Source organism: Shewanella sp. SM68 (assembly GCF_025653925.1).
In the GTDB taxonomy this organism is placed as follows: Bacteria; Pseudomonadota; Gammaproteobacteria; order Enterobacterales; family Shewanellaceae; genus Shewanella; species Shewanella oncorhynchi.
The window spans coordinates 50855-62735 of record NZ_JAKKRU010000017.1; the positions used below are offsets into that span (position 1 = coordinate 50855).

Sequence of the window (11881 nt, forward strand, 5' to 3'; positions counted from 1 at the left end):
AAATGAGTTTTATGAGGTTGTCATTTTGGCTACAAAAAGAATAGTGATCGTGGGTGGTGGTGCTGCTGGTTTAGCGCTTGCATCGAAGTTGGGCCGTAAATGGGGCGGTAGTGATGTCGTCGATGTGTGCTTAATTGATAAAAGTCCTATTCATATATGGAAGCCTAAATTACACGAAGTCGCTGTTGGTGTGATAGATCAATCTATTGAAGGTTTACTCTATCGCGATCATGGACTTAAAAACGGTTATCGCTATATTCGTGGTGAGATAGAGCAGTGTGAGCCGGATGCTAAATCGATTCAGTTAGCCGCAGTCTATAATGATGAAGGTGAGTTGCTCCTAGAGCAGCGACAAATCAATTACGATTTTTTAGTGCTTGCATTGGGTGGAGTTTCTAATAGTTTCAATACATTAGGTGCTGATGAGCATTGTATTTTCTTAGACAGCCTTGAAAATGCTAATTTATTTCATCATAAATTACTCGACGCTTTACTCCAATTAAATGAAACGCAAGAAAGAGTCAGCATTGGTATTGTCGGTGCGGGTGCGACAGGTGTTGAATTGGCAGCAGAGCTTCATCATGTCATTGAGTCTGTTAAAGAGTACGGCTATCTGAATATCGCTAAGCATCATCTTGATGTGCATTTGATTGAAGCGTCCCCCAAAATCCTTCCTCAATTACCAGAGCGTGTAAGCGCTAGGGCTCAGGCTGTTCTTGATCAGATTGGTATACGTTTACATATCGGTGTTCAAGTTAAAGAAGTGACTCGTGATGGTTTCATTACCCAAGATGGCGATGTGATTAAAGCAGGCTTAAAAGTATGGGCAGCCGGTGTCAAAGGGCCAAAAGCATTTCAGCATTTTGCAAAACTGCCGATTACTCCGCGAAATCAGGTAGAAGTTGATGATTGTATGCGAGTGAAAGGTCATCAAGATATCTACGCCCTTGGCGATTGCGCTCTATTGATCCAAAGTTCTGGCCAGCCTGTTCCACCAAGGGCGCAAGCAGCAGCTCAGATGGCTGATACCTTGTTTGATAATATCGTTAATCGATTACAAGGTAAGCCTGAAAAGGCCTTTATTTATAAAGATTACGGCTCATTAGTGTCTTTAAGCCGCTTCTCTGCGGTAGGCAATTTAATGGGGAACCTACGTTCTGGCACTTTCTTTGTTGAAGGCCATATAGCAAGATTGATGTATATCTCTTTGTATCAGAGGCATTTAGCCAGCCTTTATGGTTGGTTTTCGGCAATTGTGTATCGAGTGGCACAAAAGTTATTGAAGTGGCAGCGTCCGAAGCTCAAATTACATTGATTTCTATGTGATTTAGGAGATAGAAAGAGAGCAAATATGCTCTCTTTTTTTATTGTTTAGGAATTGCCGACGAGTCACGAATGATAGGTTCAGGAGTAAAGGTTCTAGAATATATGGCATCTTGCTCGCGACGTTTTGCTATTAATAATTCAGTAGCAACCTGAGCTATTTCTGCGTTTGGCTGATGTACTGTGGTAAGTTTAGGCCAGGTTTGACGTGAGAATGGGCTATCTTCGAAACCGACAATTGATAAATCAACGGGTATGTCTAAACCCGCTAAACGAGCCGCAAAAAGTGCACCAGCGGCAATTTCATCGTTACAAGCAACAATCGCCGTCGGGCGATTTTTTAGTTTGATGAGCTTGTTAGCACCATCAACACCGGACTCAAATGAGTACTTCCCTTTAATTATGTAGTTTTCATTCAGCTTTAGGTTGTTTATTGTTAATGCCTGTTTAAAACCAAGTAATCGCTCTTTGGTAGATTCATGGTGTAAATCTCCGCTTAAAAAAGCGATATGCTTGTGGCCTAAATCAATCAGATGTTGGGTGATTTGAACTGCACCGAATTTATCGTTGACTAAAATAGTCAACCCATTCTGATCGTTGTCCTTTTCTCCCGCAATAATGCGCACATAGTTAGCATCAATTTCAGTGAGTGCTTTGAGTACTTTAGGATCTTCTGACAAGGGAGGTGTCAGTACTAATCCAGCGAGCCTAGAATATTTGACTAGTGCTGTAAGTTCATCACATATGGTCTCTGATTTGGCATTGCAAGGGTGGATGACAAGTTCATAGCCCTTGTCTTTACAGGCTGACAAGATCCCATTTTGCATATCAATAATATAGTAAGCGTTTGGATTATCGTAAATAAAACCAATAGCATAGGATTTAGTTCCTGCTAGATTTCTTGCCGCTAAATTAGGTTGATAGTTAAGTGCTTTTATCGCCTCGTTTACTTTGTCAACGGTGGCCTGTTTCACTGAAGGTTCGTTATTGGTTACACGGGATACAGTCTTGATAGACACTCCAGCATATTTAGCTACGTCGTTGATAGTGACTTTCATTGATGTAAAAACTCTTTGTCTAAGGTCGCGAGGGGTTAACTGTTCTATGATCTATGAACGTAAATTCTTTACCTGCAATTTACAAGCTTACATTTTTTATCAGTTTTTTCTGACTTATACATCTTATAGTGCGAGCTTTTGATGTGCTTAGCAATCCTGAATTGTTACAAATTGGCGTTAATTTATCATTGTTACAATTATGCTGGGAGTTGTAAATTTACGTCATAATATTAAAGCTCATGTTTTATAATGGTTTTTAATAAGACTACTGATTCAAAATTCTGCTTTATGACATTTTTTTGCTTCCATCGTTATTTTGTTGTGGCAAGGCTGTTAATTATTGTGTAATGTTTGCACTAGACATGACAGCGTTGTCATTCCGCAGGGAATGGTTATGAATACTAAAACGATAATAAAGTTATGGAAGGGAAACGAGATGCGACCATCAACCTTTAAGAAAACCGTACTAGCTACAAATATTGCTATCCTACTTGGTAGTGCTGTATCCATCAGCGCTGTTGCTGCAGACGCCGTGGCAACCACCGCAGCACCTGAAAATATTGAAAAAATTGAAGTTCGCGGTATGAGAGCATCAATGAAGGCATCAGTTAACGACAAACGTTTTTCTGATGCTGTAGTGGATGCGGTCACAGCAGAAGATATTGGTAAATTTCCAGATGGAGATGTGGGTGAGTCTTTAGGACGCATTCCTGGTGTCGCGGTTAATCGTCAATTTGGTCAAGGCCAACAAGTATCAATTCGTGGTGCTTCAAGCCAGTTAACCAGTACTCTGCTAAATGGTCATTCTGTGGCTTCAACGGGTTGGTTCGACCAACAAGCTATTGACCGTAGCTTCAATTACAGTCTATTACCACCAGAAATGGTGGGCGGTATTCAAGTTTTCAAATCATCTCAGGCAGATATTGCCGAAGGTGGTATTGGTGGTACTGTAATTGTTAAAACCCGTAAACCATTAGATTTAGATGCAAATTCTGTATTCTTAAGTACAAAGGGGGATTACGGCACTGTATCCGAAGAGATAGATCCACAAACCTCAGGACTTTATAGCTGGAAAACGGAGGATGAAAAATTCGGTTTCTTAGTTGCAGGTTCTTTAGATAAAACTCAATATCAACGCAATGGTATCGAATCTTTACTTGGTTGGGGGGAGATAGTTCCGACCACATTCCAGCAAGACCGAGAGCGTACCGCTGTTAATGCTGCATTCCAATACAGACCAACTGATAATCTTGAGTTTGGTTTGAATTTGATGAGCCTTCAACTTGATGCAAACAATGCTAATACTTCAATTTTCTTATTTCCTACTCAGCAGGGTGAAAATACTTGCCTTAAGAAAAATGCTGCAGGCGTGTGTACATTAGTTGAGCACACAGGTAAAGGTGGATTTGCTTGGGCTCAAACTTGGGCACGTAAAGCGAGTATGTCTTCTGACACAATTGATTTGGATTTTGCATATCAGGCAGATGCTTATAAGTTAGAAGGTCGTATTGGTAAGACCAAAGCTGAAGGTGGTACCGATTTAACTTCAAACTATGGTCAGTCTATTGGTAAACCTGAAGATTTCGCGGGTATCTATGATGCTACTGGCGATGTCATTGATATTAACATTGCAAACAACGCATTTGATGCTTCTGATTTTAATGGACAATTAGAAACAGCGGGTTGGGCTCTTAAAAAACAACCTAATACTGATGAAGAGTCCTTTGCGACATTTGACATTACTATTCCTGTTGAGCTAGGTGCTATTACATCATTTAAATCAGGCATTAGTTATGCCGATCATGATGTTACTCAAACTACCGAGGCTGCTCAATCCTCTAATATAGTAGCAAAAGATGCATCAGCTTATTATTCTGGTACTATGTCATCTGGCGCAGGCTTCACCTTACCTAAGCCCATTTTTGATAACATGATTAATGATGCCTATGCTGCTATCGATGGTTTTACTCTCGATAAATCAGGATATGGCACACTGCAAGAAAAGAATTTAGCGCTCTACACTATGGCTACATTCGCTGGTGAAGGCGTTCGTGGTAACTTCGGTTTAAGATATGTGTCTACTGATGTTGAATCTGATTATTATGCGTTCAGCAAAACAGGTACATATGCTGATGGTTTAAGTACTGATAAAGCCAGCTATAACGATGTTTTACCAAGTGTAAATATTGCATTCGACCTTGCAAGTGATTTAATTTTAAGAGCCTCAGCAGCTCAAGTTATTTCACGTCCAAATTATGCCGATTTATTCGCAACCTCTAAGTTACCTGGCTTCAACGATGGTACTCCTGGTAACGAGAAGAAAGTCACCGGTAGCGTAAATTTACAACCTTTCAAAGCTTCACAAGCAGATGTAAGTTTAGAATGGTACTTCAGTGGAGAAGGTTTATTTGCAGCAACTTACTTTATCAAAGATGTAAGTTCATTTATCTCTACAAGAGAAAAACTGAATCAACAAATCGGAATTGAAGATCCTAACCTAATCACTGCTGGTGGTAGTACATGTGGTGCGGGTATTTACGATTGTTGGACCGTAAGTGAAAATTATAACGCTAATGGTGGCTCAATTGATGGTATCGAACTTCAGTTACAAGATTCATTCGATAGTGGTTTAGGTTACTCAGTTAACTACACCTTTGCAGACGCTTCATCACCAGCTGAAAACTATGCAGACCGTGTTGGAGTATTCTCTGACTCATCAAAACATACTGTAAACTTAGTTGGTTACTACGAAATGGATGATTTCTCAGCTCGGGTAGCTTATAACTGGCGTTCTGAATATATGATGCGTGAATTACCAGGGTTCTATGGTAACCGTGAACATCAAGCGTATGGCACCTTAGATTTAAGTGCTAGCTATAATCTAACAGATTATCTGTCGTTAACTTTTGAAGTGGTTAACTTGCTTGAAGAAGATAGCGTACAAAAAGGTGTATCTCCAGTGGATGCAGAGGGGGTTATTAGTGAATTTAAAGATAATTACCCTGTATGGAGTTTTGATGGTGAAGCCCGTTATAAACTCGGTGTTGCGTTACGCTTCTAATTTAATTAGTTAGATTAATAAGAGCCTAGCAATTGCTAGGCTTTTTATTAATCACTAAACTGCGTTAAATTAAAAGTAGTAATATTAAAGGGCTAATGGTTATCCAATATATGACTCAATGTGTTCATGCTTAATTGTAGGATCATGCTATGACTATAAGAAAAGTAGCGATAGTTGGTGGTGGGACATCAGGTTGGTTAGCTGCTAATCACTTAGGACTGGTTTTAAAGAACAATCCAGAGCTCTCCATTACGCTCATCGAATCTCTAGATATCCCCATTATTGGTGTTGGTGAGGGGACTGTTCCCTCAATACGTAAATCATTATCAAGCTTTGGTATAAGTGAATCAGACTTTATTAAATCTTGTGACGTCACTTTTAAACAGTCAATAAAGTTTGTAAATTGGCTCGATCGAGCAAAGCACGGAAACAATAATTTTTATCATCACCTTTTTGATATGCCGAGTCCATTGGGTGAGGATTTGACACCATATTGGTTAGCTCATCCTAGAGAGCACTTTGCAGATTTAGTCTCGCTACAGCATGCCGTTTGTGAGGAAAATAAAGGACCTAAGTTCATAACCACTCCGGAGTATGGTGGCGTTATGGGTTATGCTTACCATCTTAATGCCGCAAAGTTTGCTAAGTTATTAGCTAAAAATGCCATTGAACGATTTAATGTTGAACATATTTATGCAACGGTAAATGATATTTCTTTAGAGAAAGATGGTTCTATTTGTTCATTGTTGACAGATAAAGGAGAGTTATTTTTTGATTTCTATATTGATTGCAGTGGTTTTGAATCTATTTTTTTAGCAAAAAGATTTAATGTACCATTTATTGATAAATCACACCAACTATTCATCAATACAGCATTAGTTGCTCAAGTGCCCACACAGGCTTTAGATCAAATTCCGCCATTTACGATTGCAACGGCTCATCAGGCAGGGTGGATTTGGGATATTGCCCTCACGCAAAGACGTGGAACTGGTTTTGTCTACTCGACTGATTATATGAGTAATGCTGAAGCTGAAGATACATTTGATCAGTACTTAGGTGGTCAACTTGCCGATCTTTCACATAGAAAAATTGCTATGAAGGTTGGTTATCGTCAGCAGTTTTGGGTAAAAAATTGTGTTGCATTAGGCTTAGCACAGGGATTTTTAGAACCGATTGAAGCGACATCTATTCTATTGACGGACTTTTCTGCACGCTTTCTTGCGGAGCGATTTCCTTCCGATAAAGATGATATTGATTATCTTGCTAAGCGCTTTAATGAAACAGTTTCTCAAGCGTGGGAGAGAGTCGTTGAATTTGCTAAGTTACATTATTGTTTATCCGACAGGTCAGACTCTGCTTTCTGGCGTGATAATCGCACCGATGAAACTATTCCTGAAGGCTTAAAACAACGTCTTAAAATGTGGCAAGATTTTATTCCAATCGCAGAGGATTTTCCTTCAAAGTTTGAAGTGTTCAACAGAGAAAATTATTTATATGTGCTTTACGGTATGAAGTATTCTACTCGACCAACTTATAGCAATGCAGAAGTTGATCAACGCGTTGTTCAACATCTGGCTAAGATGACGTTGTTAAAAAGTAAAATGATAAGTGAGTTGCCAGATCATAGAGAACTACTTGATAAAATCCGTCTCTACGGATTGCAATCTATATAGAATTGTACGAGTTATATAGAAAAATATTAACAAGGAAAATAAAGATGACAACACATTATGTCCCTTTGAATGATTCTATTCATAGACACTTAAAAGTGAAAAATATTGTTGACTATAAATTTTTTGAAAACATGCACATGTTGCCTCTTCAGGTTCAAGAGTTCATGTCAGCAGCGACGAGCTTTCCTATTATATTTACCAAAAATTCTCAAACAGGTGAATTCTTACCTGTAGCAGTTACATCTTTAAAAGAAAACTCGAACAAATTGATGATAAATGGTAGATGGATTGCTCGTTATTTACCTATTCAAGTTCAATTGTATCCTTTTGGTGCGAGTTATATTGATAATAAAATCATTATTGGAATTGATCTAAATAACTCGTCTGTGTGTGAAAACGGTGAACATTCTTTGTTTACAGCTGATGGCGATAATACTGCTTATCTCAATACGCTGCTAGAGTTGGCCAGTCTTCAGGCTGACTATCAGGAAATGACAAAACATTTTATTAAGACTTTAATACAGCATGAGCTATTACAGCCTAGAACATTAACAGTAAATGCTCTGGACGGTACTAAGACTAACATTAATGGTATTTATATCGTTGATGAACAAAAAATTCATGAACTAGACGAAAGCGTTATGCTGGATTTTGCAAAACGTGGATTTTATTCTGTGATTTATGCACACCTTTGTTCTCTTAGTTTAATTGATTTAGTTATGGATAAATAATATTTAAAGAATGGTGTCATGCTGTATTGGTGGCATCAAATTATACGATTTATTTATGCTAGTTTTAAATTTAAGTAATGAATATGAATCACTTATAAATTTCTAACTCGCCAACATTACGCTACCCGTCAAAATGATCCAAATGGAGAAAAAGAGTTTTAATACTTTTACTGGGAGAAAGAGTGCTAATTTACGAGCGAGTAATCCTCCGATAATGGCGCCAGGACCTGCGAATAACACTAGCTCAAAGAGGGCATGGCTATTTGTTGAAAAAATATGGATAGGGCTTGCCGACCAGACTGTAATCGCAGAAACAACAACGCCAGTGGCGACCGCCATTTTGGCGCATAGTCCCCTTATCATGAGATAAATGACGACTAATTCACCGACGCCTACCGATAACCAAGCTGTGATAATACCGCCGAAATAGCCAATGAGAGCGAGCCAAAGAAAATCGACCGGCATTATAGAGCGAGTGATTTGTGTGCTACTTTTGCTACTGATAATGATGGCGATACCAAGCACTATCGAGAAAATGCTAAAGCTGGTGTGTAGCGAAGAGGGCGAATTGAGTTGTAGTAATTGGCTACTCCAGAAACCTAAGACAGAAAAGAAGGCTGCAAGTAATGATGCTTTTACAAAACCAGACCATGCATCATCTTCTCGGTGGTGCTTTTTATAATGCAGTGACCATGAAATCGCGCCTGCTGTCATGCCAAAGCATTGGATCATAAATGAAGTCGAGACACTTTGAGACTCACTAAAGTTGAGGCTCGAAAATACCGGAATAAAGATGACTCCACCGCCAGCTCCTGTCGAGTTAGCAAATATCGCTCCTGTGATTCCTAGAAAAACGAAGCGTCCATATTCTTGGATAAGATCAAATAGCGAATGAAAATGGTTCGCCCAAAATAACCAAGCTCCACAGAGTAGTAATACCAAACTGAGGTTTAGGTAATATCGATTTAAGCGCGGAGCAGGCTGGGTATTATTGCGCACAAGTGTGTTAATGGGATTCATCAATAGCTACCGTGATCTTCGTCATGTTATCACTATGTTACCAATGAAAGGCAGCGTTGTCACATAAGCTTGAATAAATAAATTAAACATTTTAAGTATATGAATAATTTGCATTAATTATGTCTATTCATAAAAAATAACAATAATTGTCAAAAAAATGTAGAAATCCTGTTCTTTCTTGTGTACTTTAATAATGACAACGCTGTCATCTGCTTGTGTGACGCGTTGTTTGTAAGGTCTGCATGAGAGGATGAGGTCTCCTTATCATGTGTTTGGCAGGAGTATTGCTGTCGGGCGGCGATACGTTTGTCTTTGATATTTTGATAGTCTCTCCCCAGAAACTAGCGTGGGCTGGGTACTGTAAGCAGTGCCCAGCCATTTTTTTAGGATGTTTTTACGGTATTACTCAACTGCCTACCTCAGCACTTGAACGTTAGCGGCATAGATAAATAAAACTCACTGGTATAAACCAGATAATAAAAGAGGCTGCAATTTATGGCGATTCATTTAACGGCTGCGATGCGTGTCATTGCAATTGGCATGTCGAGTGTCATTGCCCATGTCACCGTACTCATCATGACAAGAAGAACGGTTTGCATTCCCCTGTTTATAATGACATTAGCGTTTTTTTCGGCATTTTCCTCTTTTGCTGTATTTGCTACCGACACAGCTATAAACAATTTAGCTTCAAATTCTGATGTGTCTAAAACGTCTGCACAGGTTTCAAAAAAAATCACCACCGCGATACAGCAGGAATGGTTGCTAAAGTTACTTGAAGAAGCACTGCGGCGCTCGGATTCGGGTTATAAAGCGCAAGAAATGCCGACTCAAATGAATCAAAAGCGCAAAGTCGAAGAAGCACTCGCTGGGACAGTAGACGTGTTTTGGAGCATGACCTCAAAAGAATTGGAAGAAACTGTGCTTCCCGTGCGCATTCCATTGTTTAAAGGGTTACTCGGTAATCGGCTGCTGATTATCCGTAAATCGGATGAGGCACGATTTGCTAATGTGAAAACCATGGCGGATTTTAGGCAGTTAAAGGCGGGGCAAAATCGTTATTGGCCCGATGCAACGATTTTAGAAGCCAATGGATTACCCGTCGTCACTAGCTATCAGTACACCAATTTATACCCCATGTTAGAAGGCGGGCGTTTCGATTATCTTGCCCTCGGCGCCCAGGAAATTGGCGAAGAACTCGCAAATCACCCCGATCCCGCACTTAAGGTCGATAGCCATATCCTGCTGCAATATCGTTCGCCAGCTTATTTCTTTGTTTCCCCTAAGCGCCCCGAACTTGCTGCGGCCATTTTAGCCGGGCTTGAAAGTATGGTAAGCGACGGCTCTTTTGATGAGATGTTTAATCGCGAGCTTAAAATTGAGCAACTGTATCGTGAGGCTAAGTTTGAACAACGGGTGATTATCCGTCTTGATACACCTGATTTAAGTCCATTAACACCAATAGAACGCACAGAATTATGGTTAGATCTTTTTAGTATGCAAGGTGCAAAATAATGAAAACATTAGCCTTAAAAGTACAGATTGGATTAGCGGCAGCAATTTTTATGATTGTTAGCGTTCTGTTCGGTGCATCATACTGGTTGGCGAGCGATAAATTGGCTGCCAGTGAAACTGAGTTTGAAGAAAATACCGTCGCCAATTTACAAGTCACTATGGCGCAGCCTATCTTCACCTACGACTATGAGCAGATCCGTGCAGTGCTATCTGTGATGCTTAAATCTGCGCAAATTTATCATATTGTCGTGAGTGACCATCGCGGTAAAGTGTTAGCCGAAAGTCAACAGGCTCAAACAGTGGCCGATGAGTATCTAGTGAAGCGTGAAATTCAATTTGCTGATCAAGGTAACCCAACGGGCCAATTGGCTATTCAGTTTTCTATGTTGCCTATTCGCGCTCAGTTGTCAGATTTACTCTTAGGTTATTTCTTGCAGGCGTTGTTAATTCTCGGTGGCAGTTTAATTGTTATCTTCATTATTCTTAAACGTTTAGTGATTAATCCACTTGAAAATGTGGTCCGTGCTATGGAAGAAATTGCCAGCGGTGACGGTGATTTATGCCACAGATTACCCGTCGAGAGTCAGGATGAGATTGGCCAGCTCGCTAAGGCATTTAATGGTTTTGTTGAGCAAATTCACGGCACGATTTCCAGAGTGCACGAAACCTCAGGGCAATTACTGGGCGATGCCAAAGCGCTGGGGTCACTGTCGCAAACCAATAATGATCGTGTGCAAACCCAATTAAAAGAAACCGAGGCGGCAGTGACGGCTGTAACTCAGCTGAGCGCCAGTGCCAATGAAGTCGCCATTAATGCGAAACGCACCGCGGATGCGGCGAGTCAGGCCGATAAAGCGGTCGATGACAGCCAGCGGCAGTTCGATTCGGGATTAGACATTACTCGTAAACTGGCATCTGAATTAGCCTGCTCGGCATTGTCTGTCTCACAGTTACAGCAAGAAACCCAAAAAATTGATGAAGTGGTTGTGGTGATCAACAGTATTGCCGAGCAAACCAACTTACTGGCGCTTAATGCTGCCATTGAAGCGGCAAGGGCGGGTGAACAAGGGCGCGGTTTTGCTGTGGTGGCCGACGAAGTGCGCACGCTGGCGAGCCGAACCCAACAGGCAACTGGTGAGATCCAGAAGATGATCCAGCAGGTCCAGAGCCGAGTGGCCGAAACAGTCACTGTGATGCAAGCGAGCCAAGCCCTCTCAACTCAGGGCGTTAACCGCTCAGAAGAAATTAAGTTAGTACTCACTAAAGTGACTGATTTAGTCTCAAATATCAGTAATATGAACATCGAAGTTTCCCATGCGGCGCAGGAGCAAACCTGCGTCACCGAAGCGATTTCTCGTACGTTAAATGATCTTGCCAATGTCTCAGGTTCAGCCTCACTCGATAGCGAGCACTTAGCGCACTCGAGCGAGCGACTGTTTCACCAAGGGGAAAGACTGCGGACGTTAGTAACTTCCTTCAGATTGTAGCCATTTCTGGAGCTAG

8 protein-coding genes are annotated in these 11881 nt (G+C 40.6%); 6 read left to right on the forward strand and 2 right to left on the reverse strand.

Annotated elements, in window-relative coordinates:
• The first annotated feature begins 25 nt into the window (after window positions 1–25).
• A complete protein-coding gene (locus L5M40_RS20725; RefSeq protein ID WP_105249931.1) occupies window positions 26–1315 on the forward strand; it encodes an NAD(P)/FAD-dependent oxidoreductase in 1290 nt (429 codons plus the stop codon).
• A 49-nt stretch (window positions 1316–1364) separates the two neighbouring features.
• On the opposite strand, the gene L5M40_RS20730 is transcribed toward L5M40_RS20725, so the two are convergent.
• A complete protein-coding gene (locus L5M40_RS20730; RefSeq protein WP_263175552.1) occupies window positions 1365–2381 on the reverse strand; it encodes a LacI family DNA-binding transcriptional regulator in 1017 nt (338 codons plus the stop codon).
• A gap of 436 nt (window positions 2382–2817) precedes the next feature.
• Between L5M40_RS20730 and L5M40_RS20735 the strand changes: the two genes are divergently transcribed.
• From L5M40_RS20735 to L5M40_RS20745, 3 genes are all read left to right on the forward strand, one after another.
• Window positions 2818–5442 carry a TonB-dependent receptor gene (locus L5M40_RS20735; protein WP_263257164.1) on the forward strand — a complete coding sequence of 875 codons (2625 nt, stop codon included), beginning with the start codon at window positions 2818–2820 and terminating at the stop codon, window positions 5440–5442.
• 149 nt (window positions 5443–5591) lie between these two features.
• Window positions 5592–7115: a tryptophan halogenase family protein gene (locus L5M40_RS20740; protein ID WP_263175551.1), complete on the forward strand. Its 1524-nt coding sequence runs from the start codon at window positions 5592–5594 to the stop codon at window positions 7113–7115.
• 44 nt (window positions 7116–7159) lie between these two features.
• Complete coding sequence (locus L5M40_RS20745) at window positions 7160–7846, forward strand: SapC family protein (RefSeq protein WP_263257161.1); 687 nt, start codon at window positions 7160–7162, stop codon at window positions 7844–7846.
• 102 nt (window positions 7847–7948) lie between these two features.
• Here L5M40_RS20745 and L5M40_RS20750 read toward each other — a convergent pair whose 3' ends face one another.
• Entirely contained in the window at window positions 7949–8866 is a 918-nt protein-coding gene (locus tag L5M40_RS20750) for a sulfite exporter TauE/SafE family protein (protein WP_263175549.1), read from the reverse strand.
• A 495-nt stretch (window positions 8867–9361) separates the two neighbouring features.
• Between L5M40_RS20750 and L5M40_RS20755 the strand changes: the two genes are divergently transcribed.
• Together L5M40_RS20755 and L5M40_RS20760 are read left to right on the forward strand one after the other, a co-directional pair.
• The gene (locus L5M40_RS20755) at window positions 9362–10378 is read left to right on the forward strand and encodes a substrate-binding periplasmic protein (RefSeq protein ID WP_263175548.1); all 1017 of its coding nucleotides are present in this window, start codon (window positions 9362–9364) and stop codon (window positions 10376–10378) included.
• The gene (locus L5M40_RS20760; RefSeq protein WP_263175547.1) at window positions 10378–11865 is read left to right on the forward strand and encodes a methyl-accepting chemotaxis protein; all 1488 of its coding nucleotides are present in this window, start codon (window positions 10378–10380) and stop codon (window positions 11863–11865) included. The genes L5M40_RS20755 and L5M40_RS20760 overlap by 1 nt, the downstream gene beginning before the upstream one ends.
• Window positions 11866–11881: the final 16 nt, after the last annotated feature.

Bases quoted from the DNA above. Each gene is read 5' to 3' on its own strand.
- L5M40_RS20730 (WP_263175552.1), bottom strand. From the start codon at position 2,381: ATGAAAGTCACTATCAACGACGTAGCTAAATATGCTGGAGTGTCTATC.
- L5M40_RS20735 (WP_263257164.1), top strand. From the start codon at position 2,818: ATGCGACCATCAACCTTTAAGAAAACCGTACTAGCTACAAATATTGCT.
- L5M40_RS20740 (WP_263175551.1), top strand. From the start codon at position 5,592: ATGACTATAAGAAAAGTAGCGATAGTTGGTGGTGGGACATCAGGTTGG.
- L5M40_RS20745 (WP_263257161.1), top strand. From the start codon at position 7,160: ATGACAACACATTATGTCCCTTTGAATGATTCTATTCATAGACACTTA.
- L5M40_RS20750 (WP_263175549.1), bottom strand. From the start codon at position 8,866: ATGAATCCCATTAACACACTTGTGCGCAATAATACCCAGCCTGCTCCG.
- L5M40_RS20755 (WP_263175548.1), top strand. From the start codon at position 9,362: ATGGCGATTCATTTAACGGCTGCGATGCGTGTCATTGCAATTGGCATG.
- L5M40_RS20760 (WP_263175547.1), top strand. From the start codon at position 10,378: ATGAAAACATTAGCCTTAAAAGTACAGATTGGATTAGCGGCAGCAATT.